General features: G+C 75.1%; 15 protein-coding genes. 10 read left to right on the top strand and 5 right to left on the bottom strand.

Going from position 1 to position 18,877, the window contains the following annotated elements; translation table 11 throughout:
• Positions 1-118: 118 nt before the first annotated feature.
• Positions 119-607, bottom strand: a complete 489-nt coding sequence (locus tag IE217_RS17695) for a hypothetical protein (protein WP_190178825.1) — start codon at positions 605-607, stop codon at positions 119-121.
• 96 nt (positions 608-703) lie between these two features.
• On the opposite strand from IE217_RS17695, the gene IE217_RS17700 reads away from it, so the two are divergent.
• Complete coding sequence (locus IE217_RS17700) at positions 704-1,228, top strand: MarR family winged helix-turn-helix transcriptional regulator (protein ID WP_190178826.1); 525 nt, start codon at positions 704-706, stop codon at positions 1,226-1,228.
• Here IE217_RS17700 and IE217_RS17705 read toward each other — a convergent pair.
• Both IE217_RS17705 and IE217_RS17710 read right to left on the bottom strand, forming a co-directional pair.
• Positions 1,203-2,426: a cytochrome P450 gene (locus IE217_RS17705; protein WP_229865357.1), complete on the bottom strand. Its 1,224-nt coding sequence runs from the start codon at positions 2,424-2,426 to the stop codon at positions 1,203-1,205. The two genes, IE217_RS17700 and IE217_RS17705, sit on opposite strands and share 26 nt — an antisense overlap.
• A gap of 23 nt (positions 2,427-2,449) precedes the next feature.
• On the bottom strand, positions 2,450-3,919 hold the full coding sequence (locus IE217_RS17710; RefSeq protein WP_190178827.1) for a multicopper oxidase family protein: 1,470 nt from the start codon (positions 3,917-3,919) through the stop codon (positions 2,450-2,452).
• 967 nt (positions 3,920-4,886) lie between these two features.
• Here IE217_RS17710 and IE217_RS17715 point away from each other — a divergent pair.
• From IE217_RS17715 to IE217_RS17735, 5 genes are all read left to right on the top strand, one after another.
• On the top strand, positions 4,887-5,825 hold the full coding sequence (locus IE217_RS17715) for a hypothetical protein (RefSeq protein WP_190178828.1): 939 nt from the start codon (positions 4,887-4,889) through the stop codon (positions 5,823-5,825).
• Between the two features lie 146 nt (positions 5,826-5,971).
• Positions 5,972-6,430 carry a cobalamin B12-binding domain-containing protein gene (locus tag IE217_RS17720; protein ID WP_190178829.1) on the top strand — a complete coding sequence of 153 codons (459 nt, stop codon included), beginning with the start codon at positions 5,972-5,974 and terminating at the stop codon, positions 6,428-6,430.
• Positions 6,427-9,801 carry an FAD/NAD(P)-binding protein gene (locus tag IE217_RS17725; RefSeq protein ID WP_190178830.1) on the top strand — a complete coding sequence of 1,125 codons (3,375 nt, stop codon included), beginning with the start codon at positions 6,427-6,429 and terminating at the stop codon, positions 9,799-9,801. Before IE217_RS17720 ends, IE217_RS17725 begins: the two co-directional genes overlap by 4 nt.
• A complete protein-coding gene (locus IE217_RS17730; protein ID WP_190178831.1) occupies positions 9,801-11,951 on the top strand; it encodes an acetate--CoA ligase in 2,151 nt (716 codons plus the stop codon). The genes IE217_RS17725 and IE217_RS17730 overlap by 1 nt, the downstream gene beginning before the upstream one ends.
• 4 nt (positions 11,952-11,955) lie before the next feature.
• Positions 11,956-12,384, top strand: coding sequence for a cupin domain-containing protein (locus tag IE217_RS17735; RefSeq protein ID WP_190178832.1), 429 nt, complete (start codon positions 11,956-11,958; stop codon positions 12,382-12,384).
• Positions 12,385-12,457: 73 nt separating this feature from the next.
• Here IE217_RS17735 and IE217_RS17740 read toward each other — a convergent pair whose 3' ends face one another.
• Positions 12,458-12,787 carry an antibiotic biosynthesis monooxygenase family protein gene (locus IE217_RS17740; protein WP_190178833.1) on the bottom strand — a complete coding sequence of 110 codons (330 nt, stop codon included), beginning with the start codon at positions 12,785-12,787 and terminating at the stop codon, positions 12,458-12,460.
• A 55-nt stretch (positions 12,788-12,842) separates the two neighbouring features.
• Entirely contained in the window at positions 12,843-13,529 is a 687-nt protein-coding gene (locus IE217_RS17745) for an N-acyl homoserine lactonase family protein (RefSeq protein WP_190178834.1), read from the bottom strand.
• A 131-nt stretch (positions 13,530-13,660) separates the two neighbouring features.
• Between IE217_RS17745 and IE217_RS17750 the strand changes: the two genes are divergently transcribed.
• From IE217_RS17750 to IE217_RS17765, 4 genes are all read left to right on the top strand, one after another.
• Complete coding sequence (locus tag IE217_RS17750; RefSeq protein ID WP_190178835.1) at positions 13,661-15,454, top strand: MFS transporter; 1,794 nt, start codon at positions 13,661-13,663, stop codon at positions 15,452-15,454.
• A gap of 108 nt (positions 15,455-15,562) precedes the next feature.
• The gene (gene metK, locus IE217_RS17755) at positions 15,563-16,780 is read left to right on the top strand and encodes a methionine adenosyltransferase (RefSeq protein WP_190178836.1); all 1,218 of its coding nucleotides are present in this window, start codon (positions 15,563-15,565) and stop codon (positions 16,778-16,780) included.
• Position 16,781: 1 nt separating this feature from the next.
• Positions 16,782-17,768 carry a carbohydrate kinase family protein gene (locus tag IE217_RS17760; protein WP_190178837.1) on the top strand — a complete coding sequence of 329 codons (987 nt, stop codon included), beginning with the start codon at positions 16,782-16,784 and terminating at the stop codon, positions 17,766-17,768.
• Positions 17,765-18,877 (top strand): homocysteine S-methyltransferase family protein (locus IE217_RS17765; RefSeq protein ID WP_190178838.1); only part of this gene is annotated, 1,113 nt, incomplete at its 3' end. The genes IE217_RS17760 and IE217_RS17765, both read left to right, overlap by 4 nt.

Raw genomic sequence — 18,877 nt, forward strand, 5'->3', positions numbered from 1 at the left:
ACCGGCCAACTGGCGGGAATCGGGCGGAGCTTCGGCTGCGGACACGGCACAGCCACCCGGGCGGCGGGGGAAGGTTGCGCCGGGTGGCTGTGGATCCGGGGGCGGCCAGGCCCGTCGGCTACTTCGCGGCCGCCGGGGCCGGAGCCGGGGCGCCGACCTGGGCGGCCAGGGCCGTGAGGACGGAGGTGAGGACCTTCTCCAGGCGGGACTCGACGCCGAGTTCGGCCAGCTTGCGGCCCAGCAGACCGGAGTTGGGGACGACGTTGTGGACGCTGAGGACCACCCGGCTCGCCGCGCCCTCGGGCTCCACCGTGTACGTGCCGCCGAACCAGGTCTGCACGCCGACCGAGCGCGCCCCGCGGTCCACGGTCAGCTCCAGGTAGTCCTCCCCCGAGCCGCCGAATCGGCCGGTGAACTTCTCCGGGCCGCCCTCGAGGGTCACCGCCCCCGGCTCCCTGGTGTGGTCGCCGGCCAGCACCAGCGCGTTGCCGTCCACGCCGGCCGGGCCCGGGCGCACGGCCAGCAGCGCTTCGGCGACCTGCTCGGCGGGCGCCTCGACGACGCCCTCGACGCGCCACTTGGCCCGCTCTCCCGCGGAAGTGTTCATCTCTGCCCCCTACGGCTAGTCTAATTCCATGATTGGGAATTCTCGTTGGATCGGAAATCTCGATTCATCGAAATACTTTCCTCCTGGAGGTGGGCCATGTCAACCCGAACCGGCCGCGACCGCGCACGCGGCGGGACCCGCGAGCGCGCGGAACTGATCGCGGCGATCGAGGACGCGGTGCGCGACAACGGCGGCCGCGGGCAGTTGCTGCACCAGGCGATCGCCGAGCGGTTCGGCCTGAACCCGACCGACCTGAAGTGCGTGGACCTGGCCCGCACCGAGCCGAGGCTGACGGCCGGCCGGCTCGCGGAGATCACCGGTCTGAGCACGTCCGCGACCACCGCCGTCCTCGACCGCATGGAGAAGGCCGGGTTCATCGAGCGGGTCCGCGACCCCGCCGACCGGCGCCGGGTCGTCGTGGTCTCCACGGGCCGCCGCGAGCAGGAGCTGAACACCGCCTTCGCCCCGCTCAGGGACGCGATGACGGCCGTACTGGAGTCGTACGACGACGAGCAGCTCGCCCTGATCGCCGGGTTCGTGGGGCGCCTGAACGACCTGCTGCGGGACATGACGGCACAGCCCGGCGGCGGGCCGCTCACCACGCCACCGGAAGGGCGCTGACGCCCCGGATCATCCCGGTACCCCACGTCAGCTCCTCCTCGGCGACCGCGAGCCGCAGCCCGGGGAACCGGCGCAGCAGCGCGGAGAACGCGACCTGGAGCTCCACCCGGGCCAACGGGGCGCCCAGGCAGCGGTGGATGCCGTGCCCGAAGGCGATGTGCCGGGCGCCCTCGCGGGTCAGGTCGAGCCGGTCGGCGTCCGGGAAGGCGGCCCGGTCGCGGTTGGCGGACGCCGTGGAGGGGATGACGGCCTCACCCGGCCGCACCACCGTGGTGCCGATCTTCAGCTCCTCGGTGGCGATCCGGATGGTGCCGCCGCTGACCGGGCCGGGCGTCCAGCGCAGCAGTTCCTCCACGGCCCCGGCCGGGAACTGCCCCGCCCCGCGCAGCGGTTCGAGCTGGCCGGGGTGGCGCAGCAGCGCGAGGACGGAGTTGGCCAGGGAGTTGGCCACCGTGTGGTACCCGGCCGTGATGAGCGTGGCGGCGACCGTCACCAGTTCGGCGGGGCGCAGCCGGTCCTCGTCGCGGGCCGCGATGAGGGAGCCCAGCAGGTCGTCGCCGGGGGTCTGCTGCTTCTCGGCGATCAGGTGGCGCAGGTAGTCCGCAAGCCGCTGCCGGGCGCCGGTGACCGCGCCGGCCGCGTGCGGGGCGAGGGAGAGCGCCGTGTCCGTCCACTCCTTGAAGGACTCCCGGTCCCGCTCGGGCACGCCGAGCAGTTCGCAGATGGTGATGATGGGCAGCGGTCTGGTCAGGTGCTCCACCAGGTCGGCGGGCGGCCCGAGTTCGGCCATGTGGTCGAGCAGGCGTTCGGCGGTGCGCTCGATGCGGGGCCGCAGCAGCTCGGCCCGCCGCCCGGTGAAGGCCGGCGCCAGCAGGCGGCGCAGCCGGGTGTGGTCGGGCGGGTCCATCGCCATGATGGAGTCCGGCTCGGGGCGCGCGGGGCCGAGCCTCGGGGCGCCCGGCCGGGTGGCGGCGGCCCGGCTGAGCCGCGGGTCGTTGAGCACGGACCGTACGTCCTCGTACCGGGTCACGAGCCAGGCCCGGTCACCGGTGGGCAGTTCGGCACGGGCCACCGGGCAGGTCCCGCGCAGCCGGCCCCACTGCGGTGGCGGCTCGAACAACTCGGCCTGCTCGAACGGGAAGCGCAGGTCCTCGCCCGGCTGGTCACCGGACACGGCGTCTTGGGTGTCGTCGGACAAGACGGTCCTCCACAGGGCTTCGGTCAGGCGCGGCGGGCCGTTCGGTCGACGACTTCCATCTGGCCCATCATCCCCATGGTCATGTGGCCGAGCAGATGGCAGTGGTACATGAACTTGCCCGTGTAGTCCGTGAACTTGAGCTTGAAGCGCACGCTCTTGCCGGGCATCACGGTGACGGTGTCCTTCCAGCCCGCCTCGCCCGGCGCGGGGGCCGCTCCGTCCCGGTCCACGATCTGGAAGTGCTCCAGGTGGGTGTGCATGGAGTGGGGGATGCCGAACTTGGTGTCGGTGTTGTGGACCGTCCAGATCTCCGTGTTGCCGAGCCGGGGCCGTATGTCCACGCGCTCGGGGTCGAAGGGCTTGCCGTTGATGAGGTGCGCGCCCGTCGCCGCGTCGAAGGACATGACGAAGGTGCGCTCCACGGTGGGGGTGCCCACGTCGGCGACCGGGCGCAGCCGGTCGGGCACGCTGGAGCGGTCCTCGGCGGTGCGGACCACGTCGAAACGCATCACCTCGGGGGCCTCGCCCCGGTAGGCGATCCGGTTGGCGAGCACCAGTTTGGTGCCGACCGGGTAGCGGGAGAAGTCGATGACCACTTCCTGGCGTTCGGCCGGCCAGATCTCCAGCGCGCGGGTGGCGTACGGCGCCGGGAGCAGGCCGCCGTCGGAGGCGATGTGGGTCATCTCGTCGCCCTCGCCGAGCTGGAGCAGGAAGGCGCGCTCGTTGCTGGTGTTGGTCAGGCGGATGCGGTACTTGCGGGCGGCGACCTCGAAGTACGGGCGGGGGCGGCCGTTGACCAGCACGGTCGGCCGGTTCATGAAGCCCCCCATGTCGTACACCAGGGAGCCGTCCGCGGCGAACTTGGCGTCCCTGAGGTACAGCGGCACGTCGTAGCGGCCCTTGGGCAGCGGCAGCCGCCGCTCGAAGTCGTCGGTGAGCAGGTAGCCGGCGACCGCGCCGAAGTAGACGTTCTCGGCGTGCGCGTGCAGGGAGTGGTCGTGCAGCCACATGCTGGACGCCTGCTGGTCGTTGGGGTAGTAGAAGACGCGGCCGGCGCCGGTGAGCAGCTCGTCGTCGGGGTGGCCGTCGTCGTGGGCCGGGACGTGGCCGCCGTGCAGGTGCATGGCGAAGGGCACGCCGAGGCCGTTGGTCTGCTGGATCACCACCGGGCGGCCGCGGGTCGCCCTGATCACGGGGACGGGCTCGCCGTTGAACAGCCGCATCCGGGTGGTGGTGCCGGGGACCACGGCGACGTCCGTCTCGCGCGGGCTGAGCCGGTAGACGTCGTAGCCCATGCCGTGCCGCCCGCCTCCCGCGCCGGCGCCGAGCGGGCGCAGCACGCGGGCCTGGCGCAGCGGTACGGCGAAGGGCTCGTCCGGGTTGCCCGGACCGCCGCCCGTGGTGTCGGCCATGGCCACCGCCCCCGCACCGGAGACGGCCGCCAGCAGACCGGTGGCGGCGCTCGCCCTGATCAGTTGCCTGCGAGTCAGCACGTGCTCTCTCCTTGTCGGTGGCGGCGGAGGTGCCCACATTCAGCCGGACGCGGCTAGGCGCGCACTTGAGCGGCGGTACATCCCTCCCCTTCGGGGCGGCCGGGGTCGCGGCCGTCTTGGCCGGCCCAGCGGTCGCGGCCGCCATGGCGGGCCTCGGCCGGACCGGCGGACACAGCCGTTACGGCGGGCCTTGGCGGGACCGGGGTCGCGGCCGTCACGGCGGGTCTGGGCGGGCCCGGCGGTCGCGGCACGCCTGGCGGTCGCGGCCGTCTTGGCGGGTCTCGGCCGGACCGGCGGTCGCAGCCGTTACGGCGGCCCTTGGCGGGCGCGGCGGTCGCGGCCGCCATGGCGGACCTCGGCTGGACCCGCGGTCACAGCCGTTACGGCGGGTCTGGGCGGGCCCGGGGTCGCGGCCGTCACGGCGGGCGTTGGCGGGCCTGGGGTCGCGGCCGTCACGGCGGGTCTGGGCGGTCACGGCGGTCGCGGCGGTCGCGGCACGCCTGGCGGTCGGGCCGTCTTGGCGGGTCTCGGCCGGCCCGGCGGACAGCCGCCATGGCGGGCCTCGGCCGGACCGGCGGACACAGCCGTTACGGCGGGCCTTGGCGGGACCGGCGGCCACAGCCGTCACGGCGGGCCTCGGCAGGCCCGGGGGCGCGGCCGGCTGGCGGGTCTCGGCCGGCTCGGCGGTCACAGCCGTGGTGGCGGGCCTTGGCGGCCGCCGCGGTCGCGGCCGTCTTGGCGGGCCTCGGCGGGCCCGGGGGCGTGGCCGGCTGGCGGGTCCTGGCGGGTCTCGGCCGGCCCGGCGGTCACCACCGTAGGGCGGGCCCGGGGGCCCGGGGGTCACCGCCGGGGTCGGTCGGGGTGGGGTTCTCGACGCGCCCTGAAGCCGGTCTTGAGGCGGGCTACGGAGCATCCGGGGCCAGGCCCTGTCGGCCTGGGGACCTGAATTCCGAGGAGGGACCGCCGGATGGACGCGAAGTCGAGTGTGGGGCGCCGGGTCGGGCGCAGAGGGGTGCTGTTCGGGCTGGCGGGCGGCGCGGTGGCGCTGGTGCCGCACGCCGCCGCGGCCCAGCCGGCCGCGCGGGGCGGCCCCTTCGGCCGCGGGGCGGAGCCGGTCCTGGAGGCGGTGGCCGCGCCGGACGGGCTGTCGCTGAGCAGCGGCACGGTGCCCGCCGGGACGGTCACCCTGCGGGCCACCACGCCGGACCCGTCGCTCCAGCACCCGCTCGGGCTGCTCCGGCTGAAGCCGGGCGTGGGCATCGAGCAGTTCCTGGCCCACTACCAGCAGGCGGCCACCGCGCAGGACCCCGCCCAGCGCCGGGCGGGCCTCCAGCTCATCGACACCGAGGCCTGGTACTACGGCGGCCCCGCCGTCACGGCGGCCGGCGGCGCCCTGGAGGCCACCTGGATCCTCGCCCCGGGCACCTACCACCTGCTCGACTACACCACGGTCGACCCCGCCCACCCCGAGCGGGTGCGCACGCTCACCGTGACGGGCACCCGCCCCCAGGGCCGCCCCCGCAGCACACCGCACGTCATCGCGCCCTACGACGACGGCGACCAGGGCCGCTACCTCACGGACGGCACGCTGCCCGCGAAGGGCGCCTTCCAGGTCGTCAACCAGACCGGGCAGCTCAACGAGGTGATGTTCCTGCGGACCGCCCCGGACGCCACGGAGGCGGACGTCACCGCCTGCATGGAGGCCCTGCGCAAGGGCGAGAAGCCGCCCGTCTACCCGTTCACCGGCGTGCCCACGGGCCTGACCCCGCTTCAGCCCGGCGCGTCCGCGGTGTTCGCGCACGACCTCCAGCCCGGCCGCTACCTCCTCACCTCCTTCATCAGCAACCGCCAGACCCTGGTCAAGCGCGCCTTCGAGGGCATGTGGCACCTGGTCACCCTGCGCTGAAACGGCGGCGGGCCGCCACCCGCCGCCCGGTCCCGCCGGCCAGTCAGCCGCTCAGCCGGTGCAACGCCGGCCGGCCCAATGCCAGCCGGTCCCGAGCCAGTCGGTCCAACGCCAGTCGGTCCAACGCGAGAGAGAGTTGAATCCCTATGAGGACGGTGGCCCAACGAGACGGGGGGCGGCGGCGCGTCCTGCTGTCCACGGTCTCCTCGGACGCCCACACCTGGAACCTGGTCTTCCTGCGGATGCTGCTGGAGGAGATGGGCCACGAGGTCGTCGGTCTCGGGCCGTGCGTGCCCGACCGGCTGCTCCTCGACACCGTGCGCCGGACGCGGCCCGACCTGCTGGTGATCAGCACCGTCAACGGTCACGGCCGGCTCGACGGGGCCCGGGTGATCCGCGCCCTGCGCGCCGACCCGGTGGTCCGGGACGTACCGGCCGTCATCGGCGGCAAGCTGGGCGTCGACGGCGACGAGGGCGCGGCGGCCGCCCGCGCGCTGGTCGACGCCGGCTTCGACGCGGTGTTCACCGACACCGCCGACACCGCGCTGATCGGCCGGATCCTCGGGGCGCTGCCGCAGCGGGCGCCGGAGGGCAGGACGGTATGACAGGGCAGAGCCCGCCCGGACCGCGTCCCGCCCGGCCGGACGCGGTCCGGCGTCCCGCCCCCGCCGACCTGGGCGAGGCGGTGGCGCGGGCGGCGCGGGAGGGGCTGCTCGTCGTACAGCCGCGGATGGGGATGGCGGCCCCGGAGGCGATGGCCGCGGGCCTGCGCGCGGTCTGCTCGCTGCCGCACCCCACGGTCGGCACGCTCACCCTCGACAGCTACACCCGGGTCGGCGACCACGGTCTCGCGCGGGCCGCGCTGGCCGCGGGCGAACCCCTCAACGGCTTCCCGCTCGTGGCGCACGGGCCGCACACCACCGCGCGGGTCGCGGCGGCGGCGGGCGAGCGGCCGGTGCAGGTGCGGCACGGCTCCGCGCTGCCGCGGGACATCTTCCGCACCATGGTCGCGGCGGGGCTGTCCGCGAGCGAGGGCGGCCCGGTGTCGTACTGCCTGCCCTACGGCCGTACCCCGCTGGCCGAGTCGGTGGCCAACTGGCGTGCGGCGACCGCCGAGTTCGCCGGGCTCAGCGCGGAGCGCGGGCTGCGCGCCCATCTGGAGACCTTCGGCGGCTGCCTGCTCGGGCAGCTGTGCCCGCCCTCGCTGCTGGTGGCGGTCAGCCTGCTGGAGGCGCTGTTCTTCGCGCAGCAGGGCGTCACCAGCGTGTCCCTGAGCTACGCGCAGCAGACCGACGCGCGCCAGGACGTGGAGGCGCTGGCCGCGCTGCGGATGCTCGCCGACGAGTGGCTGCCGCCGGGCGTCGACCGGCACCTGGTGCTCTACACGTACATGGGCGTCTTCCCCGGCAGTCCGCGGGGCGCGCAACTGCTGATGGACCGCAGCGCGGAACTAGCGGTGCGCGGCGGGGCGCAGCGGCTGATCGTGAAGACGCCCGTCGAGGCGGTGCGCCTGCCGACCGTCGAGGAGAACGTCGCCGCGCTGCGGTCGGCGGCCCGCGCGGCCCGGCGCCGGACGCGCGGGGACGGCCCGGTCCCGTACGTCAGCGAGGTGGATCCGGGCGAGGTGCTGGCCGAGGCGCGGGCGCTGGTCGAGGCCACGATGGAGCTGCACGCGGACGTGGGCGCCGCGCTGACCCGCGCGTTCGCCGCGGGCCTGCTGGACGTGCCGTTCTGCCTGCACGAGGACAACCGGGGGCTGACCCAGGCGGCCGTGGACGGCGAGGGCCGGCTCAGGTGGACGCGGACCGGGCGGCTGCCGCTGCCCCGCCGCACGGTGCCGCGTCCCGCCCCGGTCACCGCCGCGCGGCTGCTGCAGATGCTGCGCTACACCGCCGACCGGCACGACCTGCTCGCGCTGGAGGCGGCCGACGACCCCGACTGGGCCGGGCTGTCGGGCTCCGGCCCGGCCGCGCGGCCGCCCGGGGCCGGGCGGCAGGAGCCGTACCGGATCGCGGTGGTGGGCACCGGGCCGCGCGGCCTGTCGGTGCTGGAGCGGCTGGCGGCCCGGCTGGCCGAGCGGTCCGCGCCGCGCCCCGTGGAGGTCTACGCGATCGACGCGCACGAGGTCGGTCCGGGACGTGTCTGGCGCACCGGGCAGCCGCGCTGGTCGATGATGAACACCGTCTGCGGCGAGGTCACCATCTACTCCGGACCGCCCGACGGCGGGCCGGCCCGCGCCGGCGCCGGGCCCTCGCTGTACGAGTGGTGGCGCGACACCGACCCGGAGGCGGCGGCCCCGGACGTGTGCGCGCCGCGCGCGGTGTACGGGCAGTACCTCGCGCACGCCCTGGACCGGATCGAGCGGACCGTGCCGGACGAGGTGCTGCGGCTGCACCGGCTGCGCCGGACCGTGCGGACGCTCGCCCGCGAGGACGGGCACTACGTGCTGGCCCTCGACGACGGGCGCCGGCTGTGCGCCGACCGCGTCGTCCTGACCACCGGCCATCCGCTGCCCCGGCTCACGCGGGACCAGCAGGAGCTCGCGTCCTTCGCCGAGCAGCGCCCTCGTCTGACGTACGTGCGGGGCGACTCGGCGATCGACATGCCGCTCGACGGCATCGCGCCGGACAGCGTGGTCGGCGTCATCGGCCTCGGCCTGTCCTTCTACGACGTGGTCGCCGCCCTCACCACCGGGCGCGGCGGCCGGTTCGTGCCGGCCGCCGGCGGCGCGCTGCGCTACGAGGCGAGCGGGCGTGAGCCGCTGCTGGTCGCCGGGGCGCGCAGCGGCGTTCCTCTGCGCGCCCGCGGCCGCAACCAGAAGGGGCCCCAGCACGTCTACCGGCCACGGCTTTTCACACGGGAGCGGGTACGGGCCCTGCGCCGGCGCGGGCCGCTGGACTTCCGCGCGGACGTGCTGCCCTGGCTGCTCGCGGAGGTGGAGCTGGTGCGCTGCGCGACCGCGCTGCAGCGCGCCTACGGACCGGACATCGCCGAGCGGTTCCGGCACGAGGCCGAGGAGGCGGTGCGGGAGGGGGCCGCCGGTGCCGGTCCGTGGGAAGAGGGGCGCGGGCCGCAGGAGACGGTGTTCGGGGCGGCGGTGCGCTGCGGGCTGCGCGGGCACGGGCCGGTGGATCTGCGGCGCTGGGCGTGGCCGTTCGGGGACCGGGTCTTCTCCGGACCGGAGGCGTACCAGGAGGAGCTGGCCGCGCTGCTGAGGCGGGACGTGGAGCTGGCCGCCGAGGGCAACGCCGAGGGGCCGGTGAAGGCCTGCCTGGACACCATCCGGGACGTGCGGGGTGTGCTGCGCGCGGCGGTGGACTTCTCCGGGCTCGCGCCCCGCTCGCACCGGGAGGACTTCCTCGGCGACTTCGTGCCCATGGTCTCCCGGCTGACCACCGGGCCGCCCCTGGTGCGGCTGCGCCAGCTGCTGGCCCTGCTGGACTGCGGGCTGCTGCGCGTGCAGGGGCCCGACGCGCGCTTCGCCGCCGACCCCGTCTCCGGGCGGTTCCAGGTGCACTCGCCGCGCGTCGCGGGCAGCCGCACCGAGCTGGACGTGCTGGTCGACGCCCGCATCCCCGACCCGGACCTGCGCCGGGCGGACGGCGACCTGGCGGCCCGCCTGCGCGACGAGGGGCTGCTGACGGCGTACGTCAACCGGGGGCCGGACGGGAGCGAGTTCGCCACCGGCGGGGTCGCCGTCACCGGCTCGCCCTTCCATCCGGTGCGCGCGGACGGGCGGCCGGAGAAGGGGGTGTACGTGCTGGGCATCCCCAGCGAGTTCACCCGCTGGTTCACCCAGGTCGGCAGCGGACGCCCGGGCGTGTGGGGCGAGTTCGCCGCCGACGCCGACGCCATCGCCGAGGACGCCCTGCACGGCGCCCACGAGGGCACCCCGGCCACTCCCCTGCCCGGCGTGCTCCTGGGCCCCCGCTGGCACGCGACCCTGTCCGCCCCCGACAAGGAGAGGGACCACTGATGCCCCGGCACCCCGACCCACCGCCACCACCGCCCACCGGCCAACTGCCACCGGGCAACGACGGGCTGCCCACCGGCCCACCGTCACCGCCGGACCCGGGCCCGCTGCACGTCGGCCCGCAGCCACCGGCAGGCGCGGGCCCGCTGCGCACCGACCGGCTGCCGCCGCAGGACGCCCGCCCACGGCAGCCGGGCGACGGCCCTTCGCCCACCGGCCCACCGTCACCGCCGGACCCGGGCCCGCTGCACACCGGCCCGCAGCCACCACCGGGCAACGGCGCACCGCACGTGGACCCGTTGGCGCCGCAAGCCGTCCTCCCGCTGCCGCCGCGCAGCGGCCCGCTGCGCACCGAGCCGCCGTCGGGCTCCCGCGCGTGGGTGCCGCATGCCGGGCCGCCGCGTAGTCGGCAGGCCGCGGGCCCCGCGCCGGCCGATGGCTACCGGGCCGCGCGCTGGACGGCCGCGCACGCGGAGTTCCGTGCGGCGCGGGATCTGTTGCTGCGACACCGTACGGAACCGGAGGCCGCCCGGGCGTTGTTCCGGTGGCCCCGGCCGCAGTTCTTCAACTGGGCGCTGGAGTGGTTCGACGTGGTCGCGGACGGCAACGACGCGCCGGCGCTGGAGCTGGCCCGCCCCGACGGGGACGCCCAGGTGGTGTCGTACCGCGAGCTGTCCCGCCGTTCCGACGCGGTCGCGCTGTGGCTGGCCGGGCTCGGGGTGGCCCGCGGGGACCGGCTGATGGTGGTGCTCGGCACCCGGGTCGAACTGTGGGAGGTGCTGCTGGCCGCGCTGAAGCTGGGCGCGGTCGTGGTGCCCAGCCACCCCGACCCGACCCCGGCCGAGGCGGAGGACCGGTTCCGCCGGGGGCGGCTGACCCACCTGGTGTGCCGGGCCGCCGCGGCCCCGGCCTTCGCCGGCGTCGAGGTGCCGGGGGCGCGGGTCGGGGTGCCCGGCCCGGACGGCGCGGTGCCCTGCGGCTGGGCCGACTACCGGGACAGTACGGACGTCACCGGCGCCTTCGTGCCCGAGGCTCCCACCCCCTCCGGGGACGTGGCGTTCTGCTACTTCACCTCCGGCACCACCTCGGCCCCCAAGCTGGTCGCGCACACCCACCTCAGCTACCCGGCCGGGCACCTGTCGAGCATGTACTGGAACGGCCTGCTGCCCGGCGACCGGCACGTCAACGTCGCCTCGCCCGGCTGGGCCAAGCACTCCTGGAGCAGCCTGTTCGTGCCGTGGAACGCCGAGGCGACGATCGTCGCACTGCCCGAGGGCCCACTGGACGCGCCCCGGCTGCCGTGGCTGCTGCGCGGGCTGCGGGCCACGAGCCTGTGCGCCCCGCCCAGCGCCTGGCAGGCCCTGCGGCCCCACCTGTCCGCCGCGACACCGGAGTTGAGGGAGGCGACCAGCGCCGGTGAGCCCCTGCCCGGCGACCTGGCCGCCGCGGTGCGGGACGCCTGGGGCGTCGAGGTGCGCGACGGGTACGGGCAGACCGAGACGACCGCGCTGGCCGGCACCACCCCGGGCACCTCTCCCCGCCCCGGCTGCCTCGGCCACCCCCTGCCGGGCTACCGCCTCACCCTGCGCGACCCGGAGACCGGCGAACCGTCCGACCGCACGGGCGAGATCTGCGTCGAACTCGGCGGCGGCGACCGCCCGGTCGGGGTGATGGCCGGGTACGCGGACGATCCGCAGCGCACCGAGCGCGCCGTCGGCCGGGGCTGGTACGCGACCGGCGACCTCGGTGAGCGGGACGCCGACGGACGGCTGCGGGTGCTCGGCCGGCGCGACGACGTGTTCAAGTCCCACGGCCACCGGGTCTCCCCGTACGAGGCGGAGGCCGCGCTGCGCAGGCACCCGGCGGTCGGCGAGGTCGCGGTCGTGCCGGTGCCGGACGCCGTGGCCGGCCTGCTGCCGCTCGCCGTGGTGGTCCCGGCCCCCGGCCACGCGCCGGACGCGGAACTCGCCGCCCGCCTGCTCGCCCACGCCGGCCGGGTCCTCTCCCCCGTCGGCCGCCCCGAGCTGCTCCGCTTCGCCCCGCGCCTGCCCCGCACCGCCTCCGGCAAGGTCCAGCGCCGCCTGGTGCGCGACCTGCTGCCGCGGTACGGGACCACGTACGCCCGCCCCAGTGCCGTAGAGGAAGGGACCTGAACCCATGCCGGAAGTCATGCCGGGAGCCCTGCCGGACCGGCCGCGCGCCACGCCGGACGCTCCGCTCGTCGTCGAGGGGCTCGACCGGCCCGGGGAGCTCACGCGGCGGCTGCGGTTCACGCCGCTGACCGCGGACGGCCGGGTCGGCGTCGAGGTCTTCCCGCTCTACACCACCGAGCAGACCGGCCCGGCCGGGCCCGCCGCCTCGCTGGTGCGCTACCACCCGGGCGCGAGCGCCGCGCCGCACCGGCACACCTCCTACGAGATCATCCTCGTCCTGGACGGCGAGCTGATCACCGAGGAGGGTTGGCACCCGAAGAACTCCCTCCTGGTGATGGCCCCCGGCAGCGTGCACGCCCCGCGCACCGAGCGGGGCGCGCTGATGCTGGTGGTGTGGGAGGCCCCGGTGGAGCCCGCCGAGCCGGCCGGGTGAGCCCGGGAACGGCCGGAGGGCCGCCGTCCTCTCGCGGGGACGGCGGCCCTCCGGCCGTCGGCACGGCGACCGGTCACAGGTCCTCGGAGGCGATGCCGTACACCGCGTAGTGGCGTCCTCGTGAGCGGTCCTGGAAGGGGCGCAGGGCCGAGGGGTTGTCCTTGTGGTCGGGCCCGAACTGCCAGGCGCGGTAGGCGTCCAGGCTCTCCCACTCGCCGTGCAGCGCGAACTCGCCGGGCCGGTCCACGTCGCGCAGCAGCTCGCTGCGCAGCAGTCCGGGCACGGCGTCCGGCCGCCGTACCCAGCTGATCTCCCGGTAGGCCCGCTCCAGCGGTTCGGCGCCGTCCTCGGGGGCGCGCAGGTACACGACCACGCGGACGCGTTCGGTGGCGGCGGTGCTCATCGGCGGGTGCCCTTTCTGTCGTGACGGTTTGCTGTGCGAGTGACGGTCGTCGCGGTCAGTCGTAGTACGCGGGCGCGACCCGCAGCGTGCGCCACTGCTCGGCGTCGTGGCCGTGGACGATCAACGCGCCCTCCGCGGCGGCGAGTTCGACCAGCTTGCGGGTGCTCTCGCGCAGTTCCTTCTCGTCCAGGTCGAAGGGCAGCACGGGCCGCCGGGCGGCGTCGAGGGCGGCGCTCATGGGGATGGCGTCCACGGCGAGCAGGACGGGTCCGGTGTGCGGCAGCCGCACCAGCACGGACTGGTGGCCGGGCACGTGCCCGCCGGAGGCCACCAGCTCGATCCCCGGCAGGAGTTCGGTGTCGCCGTCGACGGTGGTGTACTCCAGGCCGGGTACGTCCCACAGCGGCCGGCAGGCCGCGAGCCGCGGCACGGTCCCGGAGCGGGCCAGGTCCAGGTGGGCGCGCTGGATCACGAACTCGGCGCCGGGGAAGGCGGCGTGGCCGCCGACGTGGTCGGGGTCGAGGTGCGAGCACACGACGTGGGTGACGTCCTCGGGGCGCACGTCGAGCCGGGCCAGGCAGGACACCACGTCCTGGCCCTCCTCGACCAGCACCTGCGGGCCGCCGGGCGCGGCCCCGGTGTCGACCAGCACCGTCGCCCCGTCGTCGGCGCGGATCAGATAGCCGGGCACCGGCGCCCCGAGCCCCGGGATGGTGCCCAGCCTCAGCAAGTACAGCCTCATGTCGGCCCGTTCCCTTCCTCCGCGGCCGGATGCCGCTGCCGCGGGCATGGTCGGCGGGCTCGCTCGAGCGTGACTCGACCGGAGGCGATCACACTCGGCGCAAGCGCGCCGTCGGACGACAGGAGAACCCCGTGACGCACGCAGAAGACGAGACGTATGTGGAAGGAGAGGGGGTACCGGACCCCCAGCGGTGGCGCGCAGCCGCCGTGATCCTCGTCGCCATCGCCCTCGATCTGATCGACACCACGATCGTGAACGTGGCGCTTCCGGTGCTGCAGACCGACCTGGAGGCCAGCAAGGCGGCGCTCCAGTGGGTCGCGGCGGCCTACACGCTCACGTTCGCGCTGAGCCTGATCACCGTGGGCCGCGTGGGCGACATGGTGGGCCGCAAGCGGATGATCTCCATCGGCATCCTGGTGTTCGTGGCCGCGTCGCTGCTGTGCGGTGTCGCGCAGAGCACGGAGATGCTCATCGCCTCCCGCGTGCTCCAGGGCTTCGGCGGGGCGATCGTGATGACGCAGGGCCTGTCGGTGTTCCAGGTGAGCTTCCCGCCGAAGGAACGCGCGGCCGTCTTCGGCATGTTCGGCGCCCTGTCGGGCGTCGCCGCGATGCTCGGCCCGGTGCTGGGCGGCGTCCTGGTGGACGCGGACCTGTTCGGCTGGTCGTGGCGGCCGATCTTCCTGGTGAACGTGCCCGTCGGGCTGTTCGCGCTGCTCGGGGTGCAGGCGTTCGTGCGGGAGTCGCGCGCCCCGCACATCAAGCGCCTGGACCTGGTGGGCGTGGCGCTGGTGACGCTGGCGCTGCTGTCGCTGCTCTACCCGCTGGTGCAGGGCCAGGAGGCCGGCTGGCCGGCGTGGACGTTCACCGCGATGGCGTGCTCGGTGCCGCTGTTCGTCGTCTTCGCCCTGTACGAGCGGAAGAAGGCGGCGCGGGACGGCTCCGCGCTGGTGGAGCCGAGCCTGTTCCGCGAACGGTCGTTCGTGGCGGGCCTGCTGGTGATGCTGAGCTTCTTCGCCATCATCGCCGGCCTGTTCTTCCCGTTCACCCTGTACCTCCAGGTGGGCCTCGGCTTCACACCGCTGGCCGCCGGCCTGACCACCGTGCCGTTCTCGTTCGGCGCGATGATCACCTCGTCGTTCTCGGCGGTGCTGGCCATCAAGATGGGCCGCAAGGTGCTGAGCATCGGCATGGTGATCATGGGGGTGGGCATGGTCGCCCTCATCTGGACGATCGGCCACTTCGGCTCGGGCATCAGCGGCTGGGACATGGCTCCCGCGCTCGCCGTGCTCGGCCTGGGCCTCGGCTTCGTGATCTCGCCGGTGGTGGACATCGTGCTCGGCGGGGTCCCGGTGGAGCACGCCGGCTCCGGCTCGGGCGTGCTCAGCACCGCCGACCAGCTCGGCGCGGCGGCGGGCGTCGCCGTCATCGGCGTGCTGTTCTTCAACCTGCTGACCGCGCAGGCCGTGCCGGGCGCCGACGCGACGCTGCCGCACCTGCGCAAGGAGCTGAGCGCGGCGGGCGTGTCGGCCGCGTCCCAGGACAGGATCGTGACCGGTTTCCGGGCCTGCGCGCGGCAGAGCGCCCAGCACGAGGACGCGAAGGCGCCGCCGGAGGTGTGCCGGCACATCGTGCCCGCGGGCGCGGTGCCCACCGGCCGCGAGGAGCAGGTCACCAAGGCGATCGCCGACGCCTCGGTCAAGGCCCGCAAGGAGGGCTACGCCAAGGCCACCGGCCACGTGCTGTGGTACGAGGTCGGCATCATCGCCCTCGGCTTCCTGCTGACCTTCATGCTGCCCAGGCGGGCCCGCAAGCCCGAGTGGGAGGACGACGGCGAGCAGGGCGGCGAGCTGCCGGGCGGCCCCGCCGGTGAGGGTGGCGAGAACGGCACGCCGTCCTCCGAGGCCCAGCCGGCCGGCCAGCCCTGACCGGCGGGCTGTAGGGCCCTTCGAGCCGGTCTGAAGAAGCGGGACGCACCCTTGCCGGGCCACCGAGGCCCGGCCGTGCTCCCGCTTCTTCGTCTTCCTGGAGGGTCCGTGTCCCTGCACCTGTTCACCTCGGAGTCCGTCACCGAGGGCCACCCCGACAAGATCGCGGACCGGATCAGCGACACGATCCTGGACGCCATCCTGCGTGCCGACCCCACCGCGCGCGTGGCCGTGGAGACGCTGATCACCACCGGCCAGGTCCATGTGGCCGGCGAGGTCACCACCTCCGCCTACGCGGACATCCCCACCCTGGTCCGCGAGGCCGTCCTGGAGATCGGCTACGACTCCTCGGCCAAGGGCTTCGACGGCGCCTCCTGCGGGGTGTCCGTCTCCATCGGCGCGCAGTCCCCGGACATCGCCCGCGGTGTCGACGCCGCGTACGAGACCCGGGTCGGCGACGGCGCCGGGCGCGACGCGGACGAGCTGGACCGGCAGGGCGCCGGCGACCAGGGTCTGATGTTCGGCTACGCCACCGACGAGACGCCGACGCTGATGCCGCTGCCGATCTTCCTCGCGCACCGGCTGTCCCGCCGCCTGGCCGAGGTCCGCCGCGACGGCACGCTCCCCTACCTGCGCCCGGACGGGAAGACCCAGGTCACCGTCGAGTACGACGGCGACCGCGCGGTCCGCCTGGACACCGTGGTCGTCTCCACCCAGCACGCGGGCGGCATCGACCTCGCCTCGCTGCTCGTGCCGGACATCACCGAGCACGTCGTGGAGCACGTGCTGAGGGGCCTCGCGGACGACGGCGTGAAGCTGGAGACCGAGGGCCACCGGCTGCTGGTCAACCCCACCGGGCGGTTCGAGATCGGCGGCCCGATGGGCGACGCCGGCCTGACCGGCCGCAAGATCATCATCGACACGTACGGCGGCATGGCCCGCCACGGCGGCGGCGCCTTCTCCGGCAAGGACCCCTCCAAGGTGGACCGGAGCGCCGCGTACGCGATGCGCTGGGTCGCCAAGAACGTCGTCGCGGCCGGTCTCGCCTCCCGCTGCGAGGTGCAGGTCGCGTACGCGATCGGCAAGGCCCAGCCGGTCGGCCTGTTCGTCGAGACCTTCGGCACCGAGACGGTCCCGGTCCAACGCATCGAGCGGGCCGTCACCGAGGTCTTCGACCTGCGCCCGGCCGCGATCGTCCGCGACCTGGACCTGCTGCGCCCCATCTACGCCCGGACCGCCGCCTACGGCCACTTCGGCCGCGAGCTGCCCGAGTTCACCTGGGAGCGCACCGACCGCGCGGACGCCCTGCGTGAGGCGGTGCGTTGAGATGCGTATCGCGGTGACGGGGTCCATCGCCAAGGACCACCTGATGTCCTTCCCGCACCGGTTCGCCGACCGCCTGATCGCCGAGCGGCTGGACCGGATCTCGCTGTCCCTGCTGACCGACGACCTGGAGATACGGTACGGCGGCGTCGCGGCCAACATCGCCTTCGGGCTCGGCTCGCTGGGCCTGGCGCCCCTGCTGGTCGGGGCCGCGGGCGCGGACTTCGACGACCAGGAGGTCTGGCTGAAGGAGCACGGCGTCGACACCGCCGGCGTGCGCATCAGCGACACCCTGCACACCGCGCGCTTCGTGTGCGCGACCGACACCGAGCAGAACCAGATCGGCTTCTTCTACGCCGGCGCCATGGCGGAGGCCCGGGACATCGGCCTGCCCGGGCTGCTGGACCGCACGGGCGGCGCCGACCTCGTGGTCGTCTCCCCCGACGACCCGGACGCCATGGTGCGGCACGCCCGCGAGTGCGCCCGCCTCGGCGTGCCGTTCGTCGCCGACCCCTCGCAGCAGCTGGCCCGCCTGGAGCGGGACCAGGCACGGGCGCTGCTGGACAGCCCCTGCCACCTGTTCACCAACGAGTACGAGGCGCTGCTGATCCAGGAGCGCACCGGCTGGACCGAGCAGCAGGTGCTCGGCCGGGTCGGCTCCTGGATCACCACGCAGGGCGCGGGCGGCTCCCGGATCGCCCGGGTGGGCCGCACCACCACGCACGTCCCGGCGGTCCCGGCGCGCGCCGAGGTCGTCGACCCCACGGGCGCCGGGGACGCCTACCGCGCGGGCTTCCTGGCCGCGCTGGCCTGGGACCTGGACCTCGCGGAGGCGGCCCGGCTGGGCAGCGCGGTCGCCTCGGTGGTCCTGGAGAGCCGGGGCACGCAGACGTACGCCCTGCGCGGCGACGACCTCCTCGACCGGCTCGGCACCGCCTACGGCGCCGGCGCCGTCCGCCGGATCATCCCCCGGCTGGGGGCGCTGTCATGACGCCGGAGGCGGCCGGACCCGCCGGGCTGCGCGCCGCCCTCGCGTCCCGCGTGGTCGTCGCGGACGGCGCGATGGGCACGATGCTCCAGGCCCAGGACCCGAGCCTGGACGACTTCCTCCAGCTGGAGGGCTGCAACGAGATCCTCAACGTCACCCGGCCCGACATCGTGCGCTCCGTCCACGAGGCCTACTTCGCGGTCGGCGTGGACTGCGTGGAGACCAACACCTTCGGCGCCAACCACGCCGCCATGGCCGAGTACGGGGTGACCGAGCGCGTCCACGAGGTCTCCGAGGCGGGCGCCCGCATCGCCCGCGAAGTCGCCGACGAGTTCACCGCCTCCACCGGACGGCAGCGCTGGGTGCTCGGCTCGATGGGCCCGGGCACCAAACTGCCCACCCTCGGGCACGTGACGTACGCGGTGCTGCGCGACGCCTACCAGCAGAGCGCCGAGGGCCTGCTGACCGGCGGCGCGGACGCGCTGCTCGTGGAGACGGCGCAGGACCTGCTCCAGGCCAAGGCGGCCGTCCTGGGCGCCCGGCGGGCCCTGGCCGCACTCGGCGCCGACGCCCCCGTGCTGGTCTCGGTCACCGTCGAGGCGACCGGGACGATGCTGCTCGGCTCCGAGATCGGCGCCGCGCTCACCGCGCTCGAACCGCTCGGCGTCGACCTGATCGGCCTCAACTGCGCCACCGGGCCCGCCGAGATGAGCGAGCACCTGCGCCATCTCTCCCGCCACGCACGCGTCCCGCTCTCCTGCATGCCCAACGCGGGCCTGCCGGTCCTCACCAAGGACGGCGCCCACTATCCGCTCAGCCCGGCCGAACTCGCCGACGCCCAGGAGGGTTTCGTACGCGACTACGGGCTGTCGCTGGTGGGCGGGTGCTGCGGTACGACGCCCGAGCATCTGCGCCAGCTCGTCGAGCGGGTCCGGGAGGCCACCCCGGCCGAGCGCAGCCCGCAGCCGGAGCCGGGTGCCGCCTCGCTGTACCAGACGGTGGCGTTCCGGCAGGACACCGCCTACCTCGCCATCGGGGAGCGGACCAACGCGAACGGGTCGAAGAAGTTCCGCGAGGCCATGCTGCAGGGCCGCTGGGACGACTGTGTGGAG

The organism is Streptomyces naganishii JCM 4654 (genome assembly GCF_014650575.1).
Taxonomy (GTDB): Bacteria; Actinomycetota; Actinomycetes; order Streptomycetales; family Streptomycetaceae; genus Streptomyces; species Streptomyces naganishii.

Excerpts from the sequence above, each read along its gene's own strand:
- IE217_RS17695 (WP_190178825.1), bottom strand. The coding sequence starts at position 607 with ATGAACACTTCCGCGGGAGAGCGGGCCAAGTGGCGCGTCGAGGGCGTC.
- IE217_RS17720 (WP_190178829.1), top strand. The coding sequence starts at position 5,972 with ATGAGGACGGTGGCCCAACGAGACGGGGGGCGGCGGCGCGTCCTGCTG.
- IE217_RS17760 (WP_190178837.1), top strand. The coding sequence starts at position 16,782 with ATGCGTATCGCGGTGACGGGGTCCATCGCCAAGGACCACCTGATGTCC.
- IE217_RS17730 (WP_190178831.1), top strand. The coding sequence starts at position 9,801 with ATGCCCCGGCACCCCGACCCACCGCCACCACCGCCCACCGGCCAACTG.
- IE217_RS17745 (WP_190178834.1), bottom strand. The coding sequence starts at position 13,529 with ATGAGGCTGTACTTGCTGAGGCTGGGCACCATCCCGGGGCTCGGGGCG.
- IE217_RS17700 (WP_190178826.1), top strand. The coding sequence starts at position 704 with ATGTCAACCCGAACCGGCCGCGACCGCGCACGCGGCGGGACCCGCGAG.
- IE217_RS17740 (WP_190178833.1), bottom strand. The coding sequence starts at position 12,787 with ATGAGCACCGCCGCCACCGAACGCGTCCGCGTGGTCGTGTACCTGCGC.
- IE217_RS17735 (WP_190178832.1), top strand. The coding sequence starts at position 11,956 with ATGCCGGAAGTCATGCCGGGAGCCCTGCCGGACCGGCCGCGCGCCACG.
- IE217_RS17715 (WP_190178828.1), top strand. The coding sequence starts at position 4,887 with ATGGACGCGAAGTCGAGTGTGGGGCGCCGGGTCGGGCGCAGAGGGGTG.
- IE217_RS17725 (WP_190178830.1), top strand. The coding sequence starts at position 6,427 with ATGACAGGGCAGAGCCCGCCCGGACCGCGTCCCGCCCGGCCGGACGCG.